Raw genomic sequence first — 22,484 nt, 5'->3', positions numbered from 1 at the left:
TGTGCAGAGTTCTCTCCCCCGCGATGTTGGTGGCCGCGGGCCTCGCACTCGGCGCGCCGGCGCATGCGGAGGACCAGCCCTTCGCCGACCGGATTGCGGATACGCGGGCTGCGCTCGAGGAAGCCGGCTACCAGTTCAGCCTGACCTATATTGGTGAGGGGTTTTCCAACGTCTCCGGCGGCGTCAGCAACGGCGCGGCCTATACCGGCCGTCTCGATCTCGGCACCACCATCGACCTCGAGAAGGCGATGGGCTGGACCGGCGCGACCTTCCACGCCAACATGTACCAGATTCACGGCGACGGGCTGTCGCGGAGCTATGTCGGCAACCTGTTCCTGGTGTCCGGTGTCGAGTCGCTTCCGGCGACGCGGCTCTATGAATTCTGGATCGAGCAGAAGCTGCTCGGCGGCAAACTCTCGGTTCGCGTCGGCCAGCAGGGCTCGGACGTCGAGTTCATTGACAGCCAGTACGACGACATCTTCATCAATTCGGCGCTGGGCTGGCCCGGCATTGTCGGCACCATCCTGCCGGCCGGCGGACCGTCGCCGCCACTTGCGGTGCCCGGCATCCGGTTCAAGGCCAATCTGTCCGACCGCATCACCGCCTATCTGGCACTGTTCGACGGCTCGGCTTCGCCGCCGCAGGGGGCCGACGATCCACAGATCTTGAACGCCCACGGGCTGAATTTCCGGGTCAACGATCCGCCATGGTGGATCGGCCAGCTCAAATACAAGTTCGAGATCGGCGAGAGCAGGCTGCCGGCGACCATCACCGGCGGCGCCTGGTATCACATGGGCTCGTTTGCTGACCAGCGCTTCTCGGCCGACGGGCTGTCGCTCGCTGATCCCGACAGCTCCGGCGACACGCGATGGCTGCGGCGGGACAACGGCATCTTCATGGTCTACGAGCAGCTGCTTGCGCGCGCCAGGCCGGACGCTGACAAGGGCGTGGCGTTCTTCATGCGCGCCTCGGTCAGCCCATCGGACCGCAATCTGATCAGCACCTATGTCGACGGCGGCTTCCTGTTCACCGGCTTCAGCGAGACATATCCGGACGATCGGTTCGGGATCGCCGCGATCTATGCCAGGATTTCGGACGCCGCGCGTGCGCTCGACCGCGACACCCAGATCTTCACGGGCACGCCGTATCCGATCCGCGACTACGAGGCGATTCTCGAGATCACCTACCAGCACGTGGTGAACCCGAATTTCACCATGCAGCCGATGTTTCAATACATCGCCCATCCCGGCGGCGGCGCCGTCGATCCCAACGATCCGACGCAAACGCATCGGATCAAGGACAGCGTGGTGTTCGGGATGCGCACCATTCTGTCGTACTGACCGGCGCACGTCGCGCGGGAAGCGGCCTCAGGCCGCGACCGGCTTCGGCTCCGCCACCGATTTCGGCTGCGGCCGCGCGATCGCCAGAGCGATCAGCGCGGCAAAGATGCACAGCGCGCCGGCAATGAAGAACGCCGGCAGGTAGCTCTGATAGATCGTGCGCGACAGTCCGGCGCCGAACGCGGCGGCGCCAGCGCCGAGCTGGTGGCCGGCGAAGATCCAGCCGAACACCAGGTTGGCACGCTCGGCGCCGAAGCGCTGCGCGGTGAGGCGCACGGTCGGCGGCACCGTCGCGATCCAGTCGAGGCCATAGAACATCGCGAACAGCGACAGCCCGTAGAACGTGAAGTCGGAGAACGGCAGGAACAGCAGCGACAGGCCGCGCAGGCCGTAATACCAGAACAGCAGATAGCGGTTGTCGTAGCGGTCCGACAGCCAGCCCGAGACGATGGTGCCGAAGAAATCGAAGATCCCCATCGCGGCGAGCAGGCTTGCCGCCTGCACCTGCGGGATACCGTAGTCGAGGCACATCGGGATCAAATGAACCTGGACCAGGCCGTTGGTCGAGGCGCCGCAGACGAAGAAGGTCGCGAACAGGATCCAGAACACCGAGGATTTCGCGGAGTCGCGCAGCGTGCCGAGCGCGGCGGCCACGATCGGCGCATTGGCCGGCGGCGGCGCGGGTAGCGGCGCGGTGCCCTCGTCGCCGAACGGACGCAGGCCGACGTCGCTCGGCCGGTCGCGCATCACCATCAGCACGGCGAAGGCGGCGACGCCGAGCATGACGCAGACCAGCCCAAGCGCGACGCGCCAGCCGTAGCGCTCGGTCAGTGTCGCGAGGAGGGGCAGGAAGGCGAGCTGTCCCGTCGCGACGCTTGCGGTGAGGATCCCGACCACGAGGCCGCGCCGCGCCACGAACCAGCGCGCAGCGATGGTCGCGCCGAGCACCAGCGCGGTCATCCCGGTGCCAATTCCGATCACGACACCCCACAGCAGGATGAGCTGCCAGACCTGGGTCATGGCGAGCGAGGCCAATAGACCGGAGACCACGATCAGCTGCGCCGCCAGCGTCACGTTGCGTAGGCCGTAGCGGTTCATCAGCGCGGCGGCGAACGGCGCCATCAGCCCGAACAGGATGAAGCGGATCGACAGCGCGGAGGAAATCTCGGCGGTGGACCAGCCGAACTCCTTCTGCAGGGGCACGATGAACACGCCGGGCGCGCCGACGGTGCCGGCGGAGATCAGGGCGGCAAGGAAAGTCACGGCCACCATCACCCAGCCGTAGTGGATGTTGCGGCGGGCGAGGGCGGAAACAAGCCAGTTCGAGATCATTGTGTTCCGGATCGATTGCGGTGAAAGCTTTGCGTGATGCGCAATATGGCACAGGGGAGCCATGGCTAAAATGCCATAGTTCCCTCGTTTTCGGACTCAGGCGCCAGGCCGTCGTACTGCCTCACGGACGCCTTTCATAACTAACTGTCATTGCGAGGAGCGAAGCGACGAAGCAATCCATCGTTCGGTTTGTGAAAAGAGATGGATTGCTTCGCTTCGCTCGCAATGACGGCATACCGGATCAGTGCGCGACCCGCTCGACGGCGATCGCGGTGGCTTCGCCGCCGCCGATGCACAGCGCGGCAACGCCGCGCTTCAGGTTCTGCGCCTCCAGCGCGTGCAGCAGCGTCACGATCAGCCGTGCGCCGGTGGCGCCGATCGGATGGCCGAGCGCGCAGGCGCCGCCGTTGATGTTCAGCCTGTCCCTGGGAATGCCGAGATCGCGCTGCGCCGCCATCGCGACCACCGCAAACGCCTCGTTGATCTCGAACAGGTCGACATCGCCGACGCTCCAGCCGACCTTGTCGAGCAGTTTTCTGATCGCCGGGATCGGCGCTGTCGTGAACCACTGCGGCTCCTGGCTGTGGGTGGCGTGGCCCTTGATCTCGGCCAGCACAGGCAGTCCATCGCGATCGGCGAGCGAGCGGCGGCTGAGGATCAGCGCTGCGGCGCCGTCGGCATTGGCGGAGGAGGCGGCCGGCGTGATGGTGCCGCCCGCGCGGAACGCCGGCTTTAGGCCGGGGATTTTTGCCGGATCGACCTTCAGCGGGTGCTCGTCATTGGCAACGATGCGCGGGCCGGCCTTCTCGGCGAGCGTGATCGGCGCGATCTCGGCCTTGAAGGCGCCGCCCTCGACCGCCTTGCGGGCACGGTTCAGCGTCTCCATCGCGAACGCGTCCTGGTCGGCGCGGGTGAACTGATAGGCCTCCGCGGTCGCCTCGCCGAAATCGCCCATCGAGCGGCCGGTCTCATAGGCGTCCTCGAGCCCGTCCATCATCATGTGATCGATGATGCGGTCGTGGCCGGCGCGATACCCGCCGCGCGCCTTCTGCAACAGATACGGCGCATTGCTCATGCTCTCCATGCCGCCGGACAGCACGATCTCGGCCGAGCCGGCCTTGATGATGTCGTGGGCCAGCATGGTCGCCTTCATGCCGGAGCCGCAGACCTTGTTGACGGTGGTGGCGCCGGTGGCATCCGGCAGTTTGGCGCCGCGCGCGGCCTGGCGGGCAGGGGCCTGCCCCTGACCGGCAGGCAGCACGTTGCCCATGAACACCTCGTCGATGCGCTCGGGCGCGAGTTTCGCGCGTTCGAGCGCCGCCCCGATCACATGCGAGCCGAGCTTGTGCGCCGGCAGCGGCGCGAGCTCGCCCATGAAGCGGCCGAGCGGGGTGCGGGCGGCGGAGAGGATGACGACGGGATCGGTGCTGGTTGCCATGGCAGGAGTCCCTTCAAGGCCGGGGATTTGATTGAATTATTGTCATCATATGATGCAATGCAAAAAATGCAACTGCGGCTCTCATGACAAAATGTCGTGTTCGCATGAGTCGGGGATGGGATCGTTCCGCCATCACCAATGTCGTCCTGGCGAAAGCCAGGACCAATAACCACCGACTTGTGCTGTTGGAGGGTAGCGGCCCAGCATAGCGAGGTAATTCGCATTCGGGATAATGGGTCCTGGCCTTCGCCAGGACGACGAGGATGGTCCTCGATTCATGATGATGCCGGGGAGAATGAGAGCGCACGGTTGCTTCCCAGGCGTCGTCTCTGCGAAAGCCAGGACCCATACTCCGCAGCGGATATTGTGAATGGGACTCGTCGTTCGGGCGCCGCTCAACAATGACGGCCTGTGGTTATGGGTCCCTGCTCCCGTGCGCAATTGCGCACTAGGCAGGGACGACACCGAATAGGTGTCCGCATATCGACCGTTCGTGACGATCGCGATTCGTCCCTCGATTCGGGTGAGACAGACAAACCATACACTCGCTTGGTCGTCGCTTGCGCCGTCGGGCAAATCAGTGATTGAGAATTTTCGCTGGGCGGCGGCGCATCCGAGCTTGTCTGCGACCTGACCTAATCCGACCGCCAGGCGCCGAGCAGAAATCGTCGCTTCGGCGCGGAGCCCGCTTGTTTCTGCACGTCCGGCAGGTCGACGGCATGGCGCTGCATCAGGAGGCGGATTGCGATCGCGATGATTACAAAGGGCGCCAGGTAGATCGCGAAAACTTCGAAGGCGTTCATGTCGTCCTCCGCGGCTTCGGAACAGACATGCTAGTGGCTCGTCACAGTGATTTTGACGGTTTGATACCGAGCCAGCTTAGGATCGGCAAGTTCTCTGGCGGCACGAGGATTTCGATGCTTCTGGGGATATCGGCTCGACGGCGAATGAGGCCGTTACGTTCGAGCGTGACGATCATCTGATGGACTGAGGGCGGGCTAACACCGAAGTGACGCTGCATGTCGGCTTCGGCGGGGGGCCGTCCGAACATGTGCGAGTAGGTATAGATGAAAGCCAGATAATGGCCCTGCTTCTCGGTAAAGCGTGCGCCTGATTTTTGACTCATGGATCGATTCGTCCGGAGCCTCCGACAGGGAGGCGAACGATGAATGTACGGTACCGGGTTGAATTGAGCCAAGCCGAGCGAGAGGAACTGACGGCGATGCTGAGCGGCGGCAAGCATGCCGCTCGCAAACTCAAGCGGGCCCAGATTTTGCTGGCGGCCGACATCGGCAGCCGCGACGAGGAGATTGTCCGGACCGTCAGAGTAAGCGCCTCCACCGTCTATCGGACCAAACGCCGCTTGGTGGAAGGCAATCTCGATCGGGCCTTGAGTGAGGAGCCGCGTCCCGGTGCGGAGCGCAAGCTGACCGGCAAGGAGGAAGCCCTGCTGGTGGCGACCGCATGCGCCAAGCCGCCCGCTGGCCGGAGGCGCTGGACGCTGGCGCTGCTGGCCGACGTGATGGTCAAGCTCACCGATCATGACAGCCTGTCGGGCGAGACCGTGCGCCGCCGGCTGGCCGATAATGACCTCAAGCCGTGGCGCAGGGACATGTGGTGCATTCCCCATGTCGATGGCGAATACGTCGCCCGCATGGAAGATGTGCTCGATCTCTACGCTGAAGCGCCTGATCCCGAGCGGCCGCTGGTCTGCTTCGACGAAACCCCCGTCCAGCTCATCGGCGAAGTGCGCCAGCCGATCCCACCCGAGCCGGGAAAGCGCGAGCGTTACGATTACGAGTACCGCCGCAACGGCACCGTCAATCTCTTTGTCGCCCTCGATCCGCATCGGGCCTGGCGTAACGTCAAAGTCACCGAACGGCGCACCGCCGTGGATTATGCTCACTGCATGCGCGAACTCGTCGATGTCCATTACCCCAAGGCCGCCTGCATCCGTGTCGTGCAGGACAATCTGTCGATCCATGCCCCCGGCGCCCTCTACCAGGCCTTTGCCCCCGCCGAGGCCCGCCGCATCCTGCGCCGCCTCGAGTTCCACTACACCCCGAAACACGCCAGTTGGCTCAATATGGTCGAGATCGAGATCGGCGTGCTCCAAGGGCAGTGTCTCGGCCGCCGGATCGACGATCCAAAACGCCTTAGAAACGAGATCGCAGCATGGGAGCGGCAGCGAAACAAAACTCGCGCCCGTATCAACTGGATGTTCACAACGGACAAAGCTCGCACCAAACTGGGGCGCGCCTATCCAGGCATACCCAAAGAGTCAAAATCACTGTGACGAGCTACTAGTACGATCATCGCGCGCGCGGGCGGCTAAAACTGTACCGGCGCCGCTGAGTTGGCGTTAACCGAATTCCCGGACGCCGATCAATTCAAGGTTGCGGAATACGGGTCTGTTTACCGATCCGGCGCTAGGGCTGGCGGATTGTGCAATGGAAAGTCCCACCGCAATGTCCGTGATCGCCGTCGAGCAGCCGTCCGCCCGCATTCCGCTCTCCGTCAAGATCGGCTTCAGCGCCTTCATGGCTGTCCTGGTGCCGGTGTACACCTACTGCTACTGGCCGACCAACTTTCTGTATTTCTGCGATGTCTGCCTGATCCTCACCTTGATCGGGGTCTGGACCGAGAGCGCGCTGTTGATTTCGATGTGCGCCGTCGGACTCCTTGTGCCGCAAACATTTTGGGTGATCGACTTTCTCGCCCATGTCGCCGGCTGCTCGCTCACCGGAATGACCGACTACATGTTCGACCAGAACCTGTCGCTGTTCCTGCGGTTCCTGTCGGGCTTCCACGGCTGGCTGCCGTTCCTGCTGCTGTTCCTGGTCTGGCGGCTCGGCTATGACCAGCGCGCGCTGATCGCCTGGGGCGTGCTGGCATGGGCGCTGCTGCTGATCTGCTACTTTGTGATGCCGGGACCGCGGCCGGACCCGGGCATGACCCCGGTCAACATCAACTACGTCTTCGGCACCAGCGACAGGGCGGCGCAAGGCTTCGTGCCGCCGCTGGTGTGGCTGGCCGGCCTGATGATCGGCCTGCCACTGCTCGCCTTCATACCCACCCATTTCATGCTGCGGCGCGCCGCGCCGCCGATGTAGGGCCTGCGATTCGCGAGGCTACGCCATCACGTCGCTGCGGATACCATCGTGCATGGCCGCATGCGGCGGCCTCGATTGACACCAATCGACTCGGCGCTACGCTGACGGAACAGAGCGTTTTCCCAAGCGACTCGAGACGAATTCAAAGCGCCGCAAGCACGACCAAGAAGCAAGACCCAGAAGAACAAGGAAAAGGGCAGGACACGCCGTGACACGCGTCATCGCGTCTTGAGCGGGACCACGCGGACCTCCGCGCTCGCGCCATTTCGCATCCGCAGCTATCGCTTTCAATGGCCGTCCGATCTGCTCACCTCCTGGGCGTTCGAGGTCGAGACGCTGGTGCTCGGCTGGTACATCATGGTCGAGACCGGCTCGGTGCTGCTGCTCACCGTGCTGGCGTCGCTGCAATATGTCGGCACGCTGGTCGCGCCGGTCGTCGGCATGATCGGCGACCGCATGGGGCACCGCGATCTCCTCGCCGTGATGCGCTTTGCCTATACGGCGCTCGCCGGCACCATCATGACGCTGGCGCTGACCGGGCATCTCGCCCCGCTGAACGTCATGATCATCGTCGCGATCATGGGCGTGATCCGCCCGTCGGATCTCGGCGTGCGCGGCGCGCTGCTCGCCGACATCATGCCGCCGGAGCAGTTGGTCGGCGCCATCAGCCTGGCGCGCACCACGCAGGACTCCGCGCGCATCGCAGGAGCCCTGACCGGGGCCGGATTGTTCGCGGCGCTCGGCATCGGCTATGTCTATGTCGGGATCGCCGGCTTCTATTTCGTCGCCGCCATCCTGATGCTCTGCATGAGCCGCCCCAAGTCGCATGGCACGACCGATCTCGCCTCCGGCGACGCGCCGGGTTCAAAGCTGCTGCGCGACCTCAAGGAGGGCATCGTCTATGCCTGGAGCGGTCCGGGCATGCGCGCCGCGCTCTGCGTCGCGTTCCTCGCCAACCTCACCGCGTTTCCGCTCACCAACGGTCTGTTGCCCTATGTCGCGCGCGACATCTTCCATACCGACCAGACCGGGCTCGGCTATCTCTCGGCAAGCTTCGCGGTGGGCTCGCTGATCGGCTCGATCACGCTCAGCATGGCCGGCGGGGTACGCATCGCGCGGCTTCTGATCGGCGCCACGCTCGCCTGGTACGCCATGCTGCTGGTGTTCGTCGAACTCCGGACCATGCCGGTCGCGATGGCCTGCCTGCTGCTCGCCGGCATCGCGCAGAGCATGTCGATGATCTCGGCCGCCGTGATGCTGATGCGCAACGCCAGCGCGCATCTGCGCGGCCGCGTCATGGGCGTGCGCATGATGGTGATCTACGGCCTGCCGCTCGGGCTGCTCGCCGCCGGCAGCCTGATCGACCTGATCGGCTACACCGCGACCGGCACGTTGCTCGCCGCCGCCGGCTTCATCGCCATGCTGGCAATCGCGCTGCACTGGCGCGCCGATCTCTGGCCGACCCACGCCCCGGCCAACGCCCGGTGAGGGGCGCGGCGCGATGCCGCGCCGCGGTCGCCGACGCGCCAAAAGGACGCGACAGCGCGGGCAAGCTGTCGTAGATCATTTTCGACGCTCCCATTTCCAGTGCCAAGTTCCAGTGCCAGGCCTTTTTCGTTTGATATTGTAATGCTCCGTCTTTTGACCCGCCTTGGACTGCGCTTCGACGACATCGTCGAGGAGCGCCGATTTGTAGACCAGTACGTGCGGGGCAATATCGGCTGGACGCAGGTCGCGATGCTGCTCGGCGCCTTCACCTATGCCGGATATGCGTTCTGGGATTGGGTGCTCTATCCCGACGTCGTGGCGACCACGCTGGCGATCCGCGGCGGGGTCGCCGTGCTGGTCCTGCTGCCGCTCACCGCCTTGCTCTCGGTGCCGGCGATGAAGCCGTGGGCCGAGACGATCTTCCTCGTCTATTGCGTCGTTCCAGGCTGCGTGCTGCCGAGCGTCTACCTCGTGCTGCCCTCGGGATTCACCTATGCGGCACCCGGCGTGATGATGGTGATCCTGTTCGTCTCGACCATGCTGCCGCTGCGGATCGGGCCACTGGCGGTGTTCTGTCTCACGACATGGATTGCGCTATGCATCGCTGAATCGCTCGGGCCGGCTTTGCCGCCGGGGCTGCGCTTCATCAATCATTCCCTGGTCCTCAACGCCTTTGCGCTGTCGCTTTACGCCGTCGCCGCCCGCGAGTTCCGCGCGCGCCAGCAGTTTCGAACGGCGCAGGCGCTGAAGCAGGAAAAGGAGCGTTCGGAAGCCTCGTTGCGCGATCTGCACGCGACGCAATCGCAGCTCGTGCAGGCCGAGAAGCTGGCCTCGCTCGGGCAGCTCGTCGCCGGTGTCGCACACGAGGTCAGCACGCCGCTTGGCCTCGCGCTGACCACGTCAACGACGATGGAGGCGGATCTTCGCGCGATGAGCGAGGCGCTGAGCGGCACCGCTGTCCGGCGCTCCGACCTGACAAGGGGCGTTGCACGGATCGAGAACGGCCTTCGACTGACCTCGGAAAACCTGCATCGGGCATCCGAGATGGTGCACAGCTTCAAGCAAGTCGCCATCCATCAGGCCGACGAGGAGCGTCACACGTTCGAGCTGGGCGGATGGCTGTCCGAGCTGATCGCAAAGCTCGGGCCGCTGCTGTCCCGGCAGGGATTGATCGTCGAACTCGACTGCCCGCAAGGCATCGTTCTGAACAGCTATCCCGGCGCACTGGCGCAGGTGATCAGCAACCTGGCGTTCAACGCCGCGGCGCACGCTTATCCCGACGGCCGCGGCGGACGCTTCACCATGACGGTGACGCAGCCGGAACAGGCGCTGGCCCGGATCGCCTGCGCCGACCAAGGCGTCGGCATCCGCGAGGATTTGCAGGCCCGCGTGTTCGATCCGTTTTTCACCACCGGGCGGGAGCGGGGCAATATCGGGCTCGGGTTGCACATCGCCTTCAATACCGTGGTGTCGTCGCTCAGCGGCCGGATCGCGCTGGAAAGCGAACCAGGCCGCGGCACGCTGGTGCTGATCGAGATCCCGGTCTCGAGCTGAGCGGGCGGGCCGACTACTGGCCGGTGCAGGTGCCAGCGAATGCGCGGCGAAAGTCACCCAGCACGCGTCGCCCGGATGAGCGAAACGATATCCGGGGCATCCGGCCCCGCATGTCGCTTCGCTCATGCGGGCTACAGATGACATGTCGTGGCGCTCATGCGGGCCACAGGTGCTGAACCGCTACCGCTTCCGGTCCAAAAATCCCTGCAGCAGGCGCTGCGGCTCGCCGGTCTGAAACGACTTTCCGAACACGCCGACGCTGAGGTTCACCGACTCGGTCAGCGGCAGCTCTTCCCATTGCCGCAGCAGGTCCTTCTGGATGCGTAGCGCCTCGGGGCCGCATTCCAGCAGCGCCTTGACGGTGTGCTCGACGGCGTCGTCGAGGCCGCCGGGTTTTGCCACGGTGTCGACCAGGCCCCAGGCGAGCGCGGTTTGGGCGTCGATGTTCTCCGCGGTCATGATCAGCCAGCGGGCGCGGCCCCAGCCGATCAGGCGCGGCAGCAGCGCGGCGTGGATCACAGAGGGGATGCCGACGCGCACCTCGGGCATGCCGAACATCGCGTCATGCGCGGCGACGCGGACGTCGCAGGCGGCCGCGACCTCGAGGCCGCCGCCGAGGCACCAGCCGGGCAGGCGGGCGATCACCGGCGCCGGGAATTTGCGCACGGCCTCGCAGAGGTCGCGCAGTCGGCTGATGAATGCTTCGGCGGATGTCTGGTCGAGCGTCGCCATCTCCTTGATGTCGGCGCCGCCGATCATGCTGCGCTCGCTTTCGCCGGCCAGGATCACCGCGCGGATGCTCGGATCGGCGGCCAGATGCTCAAAACCCTCGCGCACGCCGTTGGTGACCGCGGAACTCACGATGTTCAGCTTGCCGGCGTTGCAGATGGTGAGGCGGACGACGCCTCTGTCGTCGCGGGCGATGCCGCAGTGGGGATTGAGCATGTCCATGGAAAAGCCCCGGCGCAGGAATGGATCGACAAGTCATTTCGGGATGGTGCGCAAGCACCAGACCCGGAATCTCGAGATTCCGGGTCTGGTGCTTGCGTCGCCCCGGAATGACTTGCGCCATGTCCCGGACAAAGCATGGCTCTGTCAAGGGACCGGGTGCGGCGGTTGCGCCGAGGGATGCGGATCTATAGAATTATAGGCGTCATATAAATGGAGCCGTCATGACCGCCGCCGAAAGCATCGATCTTCGTTCGCCCGATCTAACGCGCACCCGCGTGGTGGAATGGCAGGCGCCCGGACCGGTGGCGAAAGCGGCGCTGTCGATGTCCGGGATCGAGGCGATGCGCGCGATCCGCGACGGCCGGTTGCCGCCGCCGCCGATGGCCAAGCTGATCGGCTTCCGCATGGCCGTGGTCGAGCAGGGCGCATCGTGATGGAACTCGAGCCGCATGAGAGCCTGGAAAACACCATCGGCCTGCTGCACGGCGCCACCGCCGCGGCGCTGCTCGATACCGCGATGGGCTGTGCGATCTCGACCATGCTGCCGGCGGGGCAGACTTCGGTGACGCTCGACCTCAAGCTGACCTATCTGCGGCCGCTGTCGGCACGGTCGGGCACCATCAGCGCCGAAGGCAAGGTGATCAAGCTCGGGCGCCAGACCAGCTACACCGAGGGCTTCGTCCGCGACGGCAAGGGCAATCTTGCGGTGCACGCGACCGCGATGTTTTCGATGCTCGGCGGGGAACCGAAAGTGGCCGACAAGGCGAAATAACTGCAGCATTCCGGCCGCAAATCTGCTATTATATGATTAGAAACATTCCATGAGACCGGCATGCGCTATTCGAAAGAACACAAGCAGGAGACCCACGCGCGGATCGTCAAGAAGGCCGCGACGCGGCTGCGCGAGCGGGGCGCCCACGGCATCGGCGTCGCCGACCTGATGAAGGACGCCGGCCTGACCCATGGCGGCTTCTACGCGCATTTCGACTCGCGCGAGGCGCTGGTGATCGAGGCCTTCAGCTACGCGATGGACCGCGCCATCGAGCGCTGGCGCAAGGTCGCCGCGGACACGCCGCCGGAGAAGCGACTTTCGACCATCATCGACGGCTATCTTTCGGCGGTGCACCGCGACGATCCCGGCCAGGGCTGCGCGATCCCGGCGCTCGGCGCCGAGATCGCCCGCGAGAGCCCGAAGACCCGCAAGGCGTTTGCCCTCAAGCTCGACCAGATGATCGACATGATGGCCGACCAGATCATCGACGTGCCGCGCAAGACCGCCCGCAAGCAGGCGATGGCGACGCTGGCGACCATGATGGGCACCATAGTAATGTCGCGCATCGCCGGCAGCGGCGAAATGTCCGACGAGATCCTGAGCGCGGGCCGCGAGGCGGTGCTGGGGCGCGCCGCCGCGGCCAAGGCACCGGCGAAGAAGAAGGTGAATTAGCGCTTAGAGCGCCAACTGGTGCAGCGCGCCTAATACTCGATCCGTCACCCTGAGGAGCGCGCATCGCGCGCGTCTCGAAGGGTCGACGGCCACCAGCCGGGCCGTGCATCCTTCGAGACGCGCTACGCGCTCCTCAGGATGACGGGAATAACACGGTGTCCGCCTCACACCCCGCTAAAAAGCGCGCGCTCGGCTTCCACGGTCTCGTAGATGTAGTCCGCCACCGCGCGGATGCGGGCGAGGTCCTTGCTGTCGGCGTGCATCAGCAGCCAGAAGGTGCGGGAGATCCGCACCTCGTCCGGCAGCACCGGCTGCAACTCGGGGTGGGCCGTTGCCATGAAGTGCGGCAGCACGGCGATGCCGAAGCCGGCGATGGTGGCGTTGAGCTGCGCGATCAGATTGGCGCTGCGGAATTTCGCCGAGATCTTTGGCGAGACCTGCGGCAGATAGTCGAGCTCCGGCGTGAACAAGAGCTCCTCGATATAGCCGACGAACCGATGCCGCGGCAGGTCGGCGCGCGCAGCAATTGCCGGCGCCTGGGCGAGATAGGCGGGTGCGGCATAAAGCCCGAGCGTGTAGTCCAGGAGCTTTCGGCCGACGATGCGGCCTTCCTTCGGCATGGTCAGGCTGATCGCGATGTCGGCCTCGCGCTTGGAGAGCGAGAACAGCCGCGCGGTGGCGACGAGCTGCAGATCGAGATCGGGATACCGCTCGGTGAACTTGACCAACCGCGAGGCCAAAAAGTGGCTGCCGAAGCCGTCGGGCGCGCCGATCCGCACCGTGCCGGTGAGGTGGGCGCGCGAGCCGCCGACCGCCTCCTGGTTGGCGACGATGGTGGATTCCATCGCCTCCGCGCTGTCGGCGACGCGCTGGCCGGCCTCGGTCAGCAGATAGCCGGTCTTGCGCCGATCAAACAGTTTTGCGGAGAGGTGGCGCTCCAGCCGGTCGACACGGCGGATCACTGTGGCATGATCGACGCCGAGCTGCTTGGCGGCAGCCGAAACCGACCCGCCGCGCACGATGGCAAGCACGAAACGGAAGTCGTCCCAGTCAATTGTGCCGCCGCCTTGATCCAGCATTTCCGCACATCTATGGTGCAATTTATCGGACTTGAATCCCATAAAATGCAGGGTCAATAGGGTTTGTAAAGCGATCCCGCCGCGAGGAGCGGCGATTTAGGTGCTTCAGGGAGGTTTGTTCATGCGCTCAATCGGACATTTCATCGGTGGCAAGGAGGTCAAGGGCACGTCGGGCCGCACGGCTGACGTCTTCGAGCCGATGACCGGCGAGGTCCAGGCCAAGGTGGCGCTGGCCTCCAAGGCCGAGCTCCGCGCCGCGGTCGAGAACGCCAAGGCCGCGCAGCCGGAATGGGCCGCCACCAACCCGCAGCGCCGCGCCCGCGTCATGATGCGGTTCCTCGAGCTGGTGCAGCGCGACTACGACAAGCTCGCCGAGCTGCTGGCGCGCGAGCATGGCAAGACCGTTCCCGACGCCAAGGGCGACATCCAGCGCGGCCTCGAGGTCGCCGAGTTCGCCTGCGGCATCCCGCATCTGATGAAGGGCGAGTACACCGAGGGCGCCGGCCCCGGCATCGACATCTATTCGATGCGCCAACCGCTCGGCGTGGTCGCCGGCATCACGCCGTTCAACTTCCCGGCGATGATCCCGATGTGGAAGTTCGCGCCGGCGATCGCCTGCGGCAACGCCTTCATCCTCAAGCCGTCGGAGCGCGATCCCGGCGTGCCGATGATGCTCGCCGAACTGATGATCGAGGCGGGCCTGCCGGCCGGCATCCTCAACGTCGTCAACGGCGACAAGGAGGCAGTCGACGCCATCCTGGACGATCCCGATATCAAGGCGATCGGCTTCGTCGGCTCGACCCCGATCGCGCAGTACATCTACGAGCGCGCCGCGCAGACCGGCAAGCGCTGCCAGTGCTTCGGCGGCGCCAAGAACCACGCCATCGTGATGCCGGATGCCGACATGGACCAGACGGTCGATGCGCTGATCGGCGCCGGCTACGGCTCCGCCGGTGAGCGCTGCATGGCCGTCTCGGTCGCGGTGCCGGTCGGCAAGACCACCGCCGACCGCCTGATGGAGAAGCTGATCCCGCGCGTCGAGTCGCTCAAGATCGGCACCTCGGTCGATCCGTCGGCCGATTACGGCCCGCTGGTGACCCGCGAGGCGGTCGAGAAGGTCAAGAGCTACATCGACATCGGCATCAAGGAAGGCGCGACGCTCGCGGTCGACGGCCGCGGCTTCAAGATGCAGGGCTACGAGAAGGGCTTCTATCTCGGCGGTTCGCTGTTCGACAACGTCACCAAGGACATGCGGATCTACAAGGAAGAGATCTTCGGCCCGGTGCTCTCGGTGGTGCGCGCCCACGACTATCACGAGGCGCTGGCGCTGCCGTCCGACCATGACTACGGCAACGGTGTCGCGATCTTCACCCGCGACGGCGACGCCGCGCGCGACTTCGCCGCCAAGGTCAATGTCGGCATGGTCGGCATCAACGTGCCGATCCCGGTGCCGATCGCCTATTACACCTTCGGCGGCTGGAAGAAGTCCGGCTTCGGCGACCTCAACCAGCACGGTCCGGACTCGATCCGCTTCTACACCAAGACCAAGACGGTGACCTCGCGCTGGCCGTCCGGCGTCAAGGAAGGCGCGGAGTTCTCGATCCCGACGATGAAGTGATTTCCGGGAACGTCATTGCGAGCGCAGCGAAGCAATCCATCTATCCCCCGCGTGGAAGAATGGATTGCTTCGTCGCTTCGCTCCTCGCAATGACGGTGGGGTAACCTTCAGGGCTAGGCGGCGAGATGCAGTTCGCTCTCAACGAGGACCAGATCGCGGTTCGCGACATGGCGCGGGCGTTTGCGGCGGAGAAGATCGCGCCGCACGCGCTCGAATGGGACGAGACAAAGCACTTTCCAGTCGACGTGATGCGCGAGGCGGCAGGCCTCGGCATCGGCGGCATCTATATCAAGGACGATGTCGGCGGCTCGGCGATGACGCGGTTCGACGCGGCGCTGATCTTCGAGGCGCTGGCGACGGGGTGCCCGACCACGTCGGCCTTCATCTCGATCCACAACATGGCGTCCTGGATGATCGATGCCTACGGCAACGACATCCAGCGCCACACATGGCTGCCGAAGCTCTGCACCATGGAGCTGATCGCCAGCTACTGCCTGACCGAGCCGGGTGCCGGCTCCGACGCTGCCGCGTTGCGCACCCGCGCGGTGCGCGACGGCGATCATTACGTGCTCAACGGCCAGAAGCAGTTCATCTCTGGCGCCGGCAGCACCGACCTGTTGGTGGCGATGGTGCGCACCGGCGGCGACGGACCCGGCGGCGTCTCGACGCTTGTCGTCGACGGCAAGACGCCAGGCGTGTCGTTCGGCAATAACGAGCGCAAGATGGGCTGGAATGCGCAGCCGACCCGCGCTGTCACGTTCGAGAACGCGCGCGTGCCGGTCGCGAACCGGCTCGGCGAGGAGGGCATCGGCTTCAAGATCGCGATGGCCGGGCTCGACGGCGGCCGGCTCAACATCGCGGCGTGCTCGCTCGGCGGCGCGCAGGCGGCGCTCGACAAGGCGTTGGCCTACATGAAGGACCGCAAGGCATTCGGCAAACGCCTCGACGAATTCCAGGCGCTGCAATTCAAGATCGCCGACATGGCGACCGAGCTGGAAGCCGCACGCACCTTCCTGTGGCGGGCGGCCGCCGCGCTCGACCGCAAGGATCCGGACGCTTCCATGCTGTGCGCGATGGCAAAACGGTTTGGTACCGATGTCGGCTTCGAGGTCGCCAACCAGGCGCTGCAGCTGCATGGTGGCTACGGCTACCTCAGCGAATACGGCGTCGAGAAGATCGTGCGCGATCTGCGCGTGCACCAGATCCTCGAAGGCACCAATGAAATCATGCGGCTGATCGTGTCGCGCAAGTTGATCGAGGGCGCGCGATGAATGATGCGGCAGCAGCCGAGGGCGACCTGATCGCGCGCAAGGAAGGTTCTGCCGGCATTATCCGGCTCAACCGGCCGAAGGCGATCAATGCCGTGACGCTGGAGATGTTCCACGACATCGACAGGGCGCTCGATGCGTTCGAGGCCGATCCCGATGTCGCTGTCATCGTGCTGGAGGGCGCGGGCGAGCGTGGCCTGTGCGCCGGCGGCGACATCCGCGCGCTCTGGGTGAGCTCCAAGGTCAAGGGCGATCTCGGCAAGATCCTGTGGCGCGACGAATACATCCTCAACGCGCGGATCAAGAAGTTCCCAAAGCCCTATGTCGCCTTCATGGACGGCATCGTGATGGGCGGCGGCGTCGGGCTGTCGGCGCATAGCCGCCACCGCGTGGTGACGGAGCGGACCAAGCTCGCGATGCCCGAGGTCGGCCTCGGTTTCTTCCCCGATGTCGGCGGCACCTATCTGCTGTCGCGCTCGCCGGGTGAGATCGGCACCTATTTCGGGCTCACCGGCACCACCATGAACGGACCCGATGCGATCTACGCCAAATTCGCCGACGCCGTGGTGCCGAGCGCAAAGCTGCCGGCGCTGCGCGAGGCGCTGACCAAGGTTACGCCGGGTACGAGTTCGGCCGAGATTGATCGGCTGATCGGAGGCTTCGCCACTAGCGAGAGGGCTGGCCCTGTCGCCGCGATGCAGGCCAAAATCGACGGCTGGTTCGCACACGGCCGGATGGAGGACGTCGTCGCCGCGCTGACGGCCGACGGATCGGATATGGCGCAGGCCACGCTAAAGACGCTCAGTGAGAAGTCGCCGCGCGGCATGGCGGTGACGCTGAAACTGCTGCGGCTGGCGCGCGCGACCGCGACGCTGGAAGAGTGCCTGAAGCGCGAATATCGCGCCGCGCTCGAGGTGTTCGCCAGCGACGATTTCCGCGAGGGCGTGCGCGCAGCCGTCATCGACAAGGATCGCAATCCGACATGGTCGCCGGCCCGGATCGAACAGGTGACGCCGGAGATGCTCACGCCTTACTTCGCCGAGATCGGCGCTGACGAATTGAAATTTCCCGACAGCAAATAGAAACGTCGCAAGCGGAGGACTTCCCATGGCAAACGTCGCATTCATCGGGCTCGGCAATATGGGCGGGCCGATGGCCGCCAATCTGGTCAAGGCCGGCCACAAGGTGACCGCGTTCGATCTGGTCGCAGCGTCTCGCGATCAGGCCAGGAGTGATGGCGCCGCGATCGCTGAGAGCAGCGTTGCTGCGGTGAAGGGCGCCGATGTCGTCATCACCATGCTGCCGGCCGGCAAGCACGTGCTCGGTGTCTGGAACGAGGTGCTGCCCGCGATGGCCAACGGCGCGCTGATCATCGACTGCTCGACCATCGACGTCGAAAGCGCAAAGCAGACGCATGTGCTGGCTGCCAAGCACGGCATGGCCTCGGTCGACGCGCCGGTCTCCGGCGGCACCGGTGGCGCCAAGGGCGCGACGCTGACCTTCATGTGCGGCGGCGAGCCGAAGGCATTCGCGGCGGCCCAGCCGATGTTGGCAAACATGGGCAAGAAGATCGTGCATTGCGGCGCGGGCGGTGCAGGGCAGGCAGCCAAGATCTGCAATAATATGATCCTCGGTATTTCCATGATCGCGGTCGGCGAGGCTTTCGTGCTCGCCGAAAAGCTCGGCCTGTCGCACCAGGCGCTGTTCGACGTCGCCTCGACCTCGTCGGGACAGTGCTGGTCACTGACGACCTATTGCCCGGTTCCCGGCCCGGTGCCGACGTCGCCGGCCAACAACGATTACAAGCCGGGTTTTGCTTCGAACCTGATGGTCAAGGACCTGACCCTGGCGCAGGACGCCGCCAATGCCGCCGGCGCGGTCACGCCGCTCGGCAAGCACGCGCAGGAGATCTATAAGACCTTCGACGCGTCGGGCCACGGCGGGGTCGACTTTTCCGGAATTATCCAGCACGTTAGGGCCCTTGCCCCGAAGTAAATCGCCGTCATCCTGAGGTGCGAGCGGAGCGAGCCTCGAAGGATGCGAAAACGTTGCCTGTAGCCATCCTTCGAGACGCCGTGCTTCGCGCGGCTCCTCAGGATGACGTCAGAATACGTGGTGAAGCCGGATGACCACATTTCATGACGCTCGCGCCTTTCTGCTCAAGCACCGCACCGACTACGACGCCGCGGTGAAGGGATTTCGCTGGCCCGATCCGGTGCCGTTCAACTGGGCGCTCGATTGGTTCGATGCCGAACTGGCGCGAAATCTTGACAGCCGCAACCGGCCGGCGCTGTGGATCGTCGATGCCGCCAGCGGCAACGAGACCAAGCTGTCCTTCGCCGAGCTGTCGCGCCGCTCAAACCAGGTTGCAAATTTCCTGCGCGCGCAGGGGCTGAAGCGCGGCGATCATCTGTTGCTGTTGCTCGGCAATGTCGTGCCGCTGTGGGAGACCATGCTGGCGGCGATGAAGCTCGGCGTCGTCGTGATCCCCGCCACCACGCTCTTGACCGCGGATGAATTGCGCGACCGGCTCGACCGCGGCAAGGCGAGGGCGGTGGTCGCCACGCAGGATCAGGTCGCGAAGTTCGTCGGCCTCGGCAGCGACAAGCTCGCCCGTATCGTGGTCGGCGCGACGCAGCCGCAGGACGGCTGGCTGCCGTTCGAGGATGCGGCGAAGGCGCCCGAGGCGTTCACGCCCGATGGCCCGACCAAGGCCGACGATCCGATGCTGCTCTATTTCACCTCGGGCACCACGGCAAAGCCGAAGCTGGTGCGGCACAGCCAGCGCAGCTATCCGGTCGGCCATCTCTCGACCATGTACTGGATCGGCCTGCAGCCCGGCGACATCCATCTCAACATTTCCTCGCCCGGCTGGGCCAAGCATGCCTGGAGCTGCTTCTTCGCGCCGTGGAACGCCGGCGCAACGATCTTTATCGCGAACCAGCCACGCTTCGAGGCGAAAGGACTGCTCTCGATCATCGGCCGCTGCGGCGTCACCACGCTGTGCGCGCCGCCGACGGTGTGGCGGATGTTCATCCAGGAGGACCTTGCGAGCTTCAAGGTCTCGCTGCGCGAGGTGTGCGGCGCCGGCGAGCCGCTCAATCCGGAGATCATCGACCAGGTCAAATCTGCCTGGGGGCTGACCATCCGCGACGGCTACGGCCAGACCGAAACCACCGCGCTGGCCGGCAACTCGCCGGGACAGAAGGTCAAGGTCGGCTCAATGGGCCGGCCGCTACCGGGCTATCGCGTGCAGCTCACCGACAATGACGGCCACGCCGCGAAGGAAGGCGAGGTGACCTTGCTGCTCGGCGCAGACCGGCCGGCGGGCCTGATGCAGGGCTATCAGGGCGACGACGGCAAGCTGATCGGCACCGACGGCGAGATCTATCGCAGCGGCGACGTCGTGTTCACCGATGACGAGGGTTATCTGACCTTCGTTGGCCGCACCGACGACGTGTTCAAATCCTCCGACTACCGGATCTCGCCGTTCGAGCTGGAGAGCGTGCTGCTGGAGCATGACGCGGTGGCCGAAGCCGCCGTGGTGCCGAGCCCGGACCCGATCCGGCTGGCGGTCCCGAAGGCCTATGTGCTGCTGGTATCAGGCGTCGAACGAACGCCGGAGACCGCGCTGTCGATCTTCAAACATTTGCACACGCGGCTCGCACCGTTTAAACGCATTCGCAAGATCGAGCTGGTCACCGAACTGCCGAAGACGATTTCTGGAAAAATCCGTCGCGTGCAGTTGCGCCGGCTCGAACACGACGATGTCAGAAGCGATGCGTTGCGCGGGATCGAGTTCCGCGAGGAAGAATTTCCGGAGCTGCAGAAGGTGCGGACCTCCGGTTAGCAGAGGTTAGCCAATGAACGAAGTCTGGAAGAAGCCGCCGGTGTCGCTGGAAACCTACCAGGGCATGGTCGGCAAGGAGATCGGCGTGTCCTCGTGGCACCTGCTCGATCAGGGCCGCATCGACACCTATGCCGACGTGATCGAGGATCACCAGTTCATCCATGTCGATCCCGAGCGCGCCAGGAAGGAGACCGCCTTCGGCACCACGATCGCGCATGGCTTCCTGACGATGTCGCTGATGTCGATCATGTCCTACGAGGTGATGCCGGTGCTCGAGGGCACCGCGATGGGCGTCAATTACGGCTTCGACAAGCTGCGCTTCATCTCGCCGGTGCGCTCCGGAAAACGCGTCCGCGGCCGCTTCGTGCTGGCCGAAGCCACGCTGCGCAAGCCGAAGGAGTTGTTGTCGCGCACCAACGTCACGGTCGAGATCGAGGGCGAGGAAAAGCCCGCGCTGGTCGCCGACTGGCTCGGCCTGATCTATTTCAGCTGAGGATCACAAGACACGGTTGTGTTGCAACCGCGAAGGGTTGTGCACCTCTCCCGCAAGCGGGGAGGTGCAGCGAGCCACCTCAATCTGTTTTTCAGGCGGTGCGCTGCTCTGGCCCATGTAGCGCATTGACGGCTGTGTTCCCCGGTGTCCATGATGGCCGCTTTAGGCGGTGCGGTCCCGGGAGTGGCAGCCATGGTGCAAAACATCGTCGCCGGAATTGTCGTAGTCGCTTTGATTGTGATCGGTGCGATTAGCTACGCTCAAGAGCATCACGAGTGCTGGAGCGGGCATGTGCTCAAAAGCCTGAAACCCTGCGGGTCGATGACCCCTTCGGTCTAGCGCGCCCGGTGGCCGCCTGGCCAGTCTCGGCCGGGCTTGACCCGGCCATCCATCGCTGCTCAAAAGCTGCCAATCGCGAGCGTCTCCACCCTCTCCCCTGTGGGAGAGGGTGGCTTCGCGGCACGCGAAGCCGGGTGAGGGGTCTGTCTCCACGCAAAGACTCTCGCTTGAGCTCGCGGAGACAGACCCCTCATCCGGCGCGCTGGCGCGCGCCACCTTCTCCCACAAGGGGAGAAGGGAAGAACAGGAATTTACGGCATGGCAATCAGGTTTGACGGACGCGTCGCTATCGTCACCGGCGCGGGCAATGGTCTCGGACGGGCGCATGCGCTGGGGCTCGCCAGCCGCGGCGCCAAGGTGGTGGTCAACGATTTCGGCGGCGCGCGCGACGGCACCGGTGGGTCGCTGTCGCCGGCCGAGACCGTGGTCGAGGAGATCCGGAAAGCCGGCGGCACCGCGATGGCCGACGGCGCCGACGTCTCGAACTTCGAGCAGGTCACCGCGATGGTCGAGCGCGCCACCAAGGAGTGGGGCAGCGTCGATCTCCTGTGCGCCAATGCCGGCATCCTGCGCGACAAGTCGTTCACCAAGCTCGAGGTCGCCGACTGGGCCAAGGTGCTCGACGTGCATCTCACCGGCACCTTCTTCTGCTGCAAGGCGGTGTGGGCCGGCATGCGCGAGCGCAATTACGGCCGCATCGTGCTGACGACGTCGTCGTCCGGCCTGTTCGGCAATTTCGGCCAGGCCAATTACGGCGCGGCGAAGGCCGGCATGATCGGCCTGATGAACGTGCTCGCCGAAGAGGGCCGCAAGAACAACATCAAGGTCAACACCATCTCGCCGACCGCTGCGACCCGCATGACCGAGGAACTGCTGCCGCCGCAGGCGCTGGCGCTGATGAAGCCGGAAGCGATCACGCCCGCGGTCGAATTCCTGCTCTCGGAGGACGCACCGACCCGCACCATCATGGGCGCCGGCGCCGGCTCGTTTGCCGTGATCCGCGTGCTGGAGACCGAAGGCGTCAACCTGCCGCAGTCCGAATGGACGCCGGACGGCGTCGCCGCGCACTTCAACGCGATCAGCGACATGTCGACCGCGAAGGCGCTGCAGGGCGCGTTCGAGCAGACACAGAAGTATGTCGCCCAGGCCGCCGCGCGGGCCGGGATCAAGCTCTGAG

The 22,484-nt window shown here is 65.1% G+C and carries 20 protein-coding genes and 1 pseudogene; 15 read left to right on the top strand and 6 right to left on the bottom strand.

The features are described from left to right. Positions 1-23 precede the first annotated feature (23 nt). Complete coding sequence (locus tag ACVWZM_RS00330; protein ID WP_456851402.1) at positions 24-1,340, top strand: carbohydrate porin; 1,317 nt, start codon at positions 24-26, stop codon at positions 1,338-1,340. A 27-nt stretch (positions 1,341-1,367) separates the two neighbouring features. Here ACVWZM_RS00330 and ACVWZM_RS00325 read toward each other — a convergent pair whose 3' ends face one another. From ACVWZM_RS00325 to ACVWZM_RS00310, 4 genes are all read right to left on the bottom strand, one after another. Further along, complete coding sequence (locus ACVWZM_RS00325) at positions 1,368-2,672, bottom strand: MFS transporter (protein ID WP_456851400.1); 1,305 nt, start codon at positions 2,670-2,672, stop codon at positions 1,368-1,370. A 241-nt stretch (positions 2,673-2,913) separates the two neighbouring features. Then, positions 2,914-4,110, bottom strand: a complete 1,197-nt coding sequence (locus ACVWZM_RS00320; RefSeq protein WP_253587115.1) for an acetyl-CoA C-acyltransferase — start codon at positions 4,108-4,110, stop codon at positions 2,914-2,916. A 635-nt stretch (positions 4,111-4,745) separates the two neighbouring features. Further along, the gene (locus ACVWZM_RS00315; protein WP_168855689.1) at positions 4,746-4,913 is read right to left on the bottom strand and encodes a hypothetical protein; all 168 of its coding nucleotides are present in this window, start codon (positions 4,911-4,913) and stop codon (positions 4,746-4,748) included. Positions 4,914-4,954: 41 nt separating this feature from the next. Further along, positions 4,955-5,236 (bottom strand): LexA family protein, encoded by a 282-nt coding sequence (locus ACVWZM_RS00310; RefSeq protein WP_076829365.1) that lies wholly within the window; start codon positions 5,234-5,236, stop codon positions 4,955-4,957. A 39-nt stretch (positions 5,237-5,275) separates the two neighbouring features. Here ACVWZM_RS00310 and ACVWZM_RS00305 point away from each other — a divergent pair, with 39 nt between their 5' ends. The 4 genes from ACVWZM_RS00305 (at position 5,276) to ACVWZM_RS00290 (ending at position 10,265) form a co-directional block, all read left to right on the top strand. Beyond that, the gene (locus ACVWZM_RS00305; protein WP_076829362.1) at positions 5,276-6,406 is read left to right on the top strand and encodes an IS630 family transposase; all 1,131 of its coding nucleotides are present in this window, start codon (positions 5,276-5,278) and stop codon (positions 6,404-6,406) included. Between the two features lie 154 nt (positions 6,407-6,560). Beyond that, a complete protein-coding gene (locus ACVWZM_RS00300; RefSeq protein ID WP_456851398.1) occupies positions 6,561-7,223 on the top strand; it encodes a hypothetical protein in 663 nt (220 codons plus the stop codon). Between the two features lie 228 nt (positions 7,224-7,451). Continuing rightward, positions 7,452-8,711 (top strand): MFS transporter, encoded by a 1,260-nt coding sequence (locus ACVWZM_RS00295; protein ID WP_057019756.1) that lies wholly within the window; start codon positions 7,452-7,454, stop codon positions 8,709-8,711. Positions 8,712-8,852: 141 nt separating this feature from the next. Continuing rightward, entirely contained in the window at positions 8,853-10,265 is a 1,413-nt protein-coding gene (locus tag ACVWZM_RS00290) for a sensor histidine kinase (RefSeq protein ID WP_456851396.1), read from the top strand. A 180-nt stretch (positions 10,266-10,445) separates the two neighbouring features. Here ACVWZM_RS00290 and ACVWZM_RS00285 read toward each other — a convergent pair whose 3' ends face one another. After that, positions 10,446-11,216 (bottom strand): enoyl-CoA hydratase, encoded by a 771-nt coding sequence (locus tag ACVWZM_RS00285; protein WP_456851394.1) that lies wholly within the window; start codon positions 11,214-11,216, stop codon positions 10,446-10,448. Between the two features lie 221 nt (positions 11,217-11,437). Between ACVWZM_RS00285 and ACVWZM_RS00280 the strand changes: the two are divergent. Together ACVWZM_RS00280 and ACVWZM_RS00275 are read left to right on the top strand one after the other, a co-directional pair. After that, positions 11,438-11,988: pseudogene (locus ACVWZM_RS00280) on the top strand (PaaI family thioesterase). Between the two features lie 60 nt (positions 11,989-12,048). Beyond that, positions 12,049-12,660, top strand: coding sequence for a TetR/AcrR family transcriptional regulator (locus ACVWZM_RS00275; RefSeq protein WP_057019760.1), 612 nt, complete (start codon positions 12,049-12,051; stop codon positions 12,658-12,660). Positions 12,661-12,824: 164 nt separating this feature from the next. On the opposite strand, the gene ACVWZM_RS00270 is transcribed toward ACVWZM_RS00275, so the two are convergent. Next, complete coding sequence (locus tag ACVWZM_RS00270; protein ID WP_028335019.1) at positions 12,825-13,739, bottom strand: LysR family transcriptional regulator; 915 nt, start codon at positions 13,737-13,739, stop codon at positions 12,825-12,827. Between the two features lie 121 nt (positions 13,740-13,860). On the opposite strand from ACVWZM_RS00270, the gene ACVWZM_RS00265 reads away from it, so the two are divergent. The 8 genes from ACVWZM_RS00265 to ACVWZM_RS00230 all read left to right on the top strand — a co-directional run bounded on the left by ACVWZM_RS00265 (position 13,861) and on the right by ACVWZM_RS00230 (position 22,483). Then, positions 13,861-15,357 (top strand): CoA-acylating methylmalonate-semialdehyde dehydrogenase, encoded by a 1,497-nt coding sequence (locus tag ACVWZM_RS00265; protein WP_057020030.1) that lies wholly within the window; start codon positions 13,861-13,863, stop codon positions 15,355-15,357. A 125-nt stretch (positions 15,358-15,482) separates the two neighbouring features. After that, the gene (locus ACVWZM_RS00260; RefSeq protein WP_456851391.1) at positions 15,483-16,628 is read left to right on the top strand and encodes an isobutyryl-CoA dehydrogenase; all 1,146 of its coding nucleotides are present in this window, start codon (positions 15,483-15,485) and stop codon (positions 16,626-16,628) included. Beyond that, a complete protein-coding gene (locus ACVWZM_RS00255) occupies positions 16,625-17,707 on the top strand; it encodes an enoyl-CoA hydratase/isomerase family protein (RefSeq protein ID WP_456851389.1) in 1,083 nt (360 codons plus the stop codon). Before ACVWZM_RS00260 ends, ACVWZM_RS00255 begins: the two co-directional genes overlap by 4 nt. A gap of 25 nt (positions 17,708-17,732) precedes the next feature. Then, on the top strand, positions 17,733-18,620 hold the full coding sequence (gene mmsB, locus ACVWZM_RS00250; protein ID WP_456827439.1) for a 3-hydroxyisobutyrate dehydrogenase: 888 nt from the start codon (positions 17,733-17,735) through the stop codon (positions 18,618-18,620). A 130-nt stretch (positions 18,621-18,750) separates the two neighbouring features. Then, positions 18,751-20,475 (top strand): AMP-binding protein, encoded by a 1,725-nt coding sequence (locus tag ACVWZM_RS00245; protein ID WP_456851387.1) that lies wholly within the window; start codon positions 18,751-18,753, stop codon positions 20,473-20,475. Positions 20,476-20,488: 13 nt separating this feature from the next. Then, entirely contained in the window at positions 20,489-20,968 is a 480-nt protein-coding gene (locus ACVWZM_RS00240) for a MaoC family dehydratase (protein WP_016846543.1), read from the top strand. A gap of 192 nt (positions 20,969-21,160) precedes the next feature. Beyond that, on the top strand, positions 21,161-21,307 hold the full coding sequence (locus tag ACVWZM_RS00235; RefSeq protein WP_229191194.1) for a hypothetical protein: 147 nt from the start codon (positions 21,161-21,163) through the stop codon (positions 21,305-21,307). A 258-nt stretch (positions 21,308-21,565) separates the two neighbouring features. Then, on the top strand, positions 21,566-22,483 hold the full coding sequence (locus tag ACVWZM_RS00230; RefSeq protein WP_456851385.1) for an SDR family NAD(P)-dependent oxidoreductase: 918 nt from the start codon (positions 21,566-21,568) through the stop codon (positions 22,481-22,483). Position 22,484 lies beyond the last annotated feature (1 nt).

It is taken from the genome of Bradyrhizobium sp. USDA 4501, from assembly GCF_054062115.1.
This window is presented reverse-complemented; position numbering and strand designations above follow the sequence as displayed.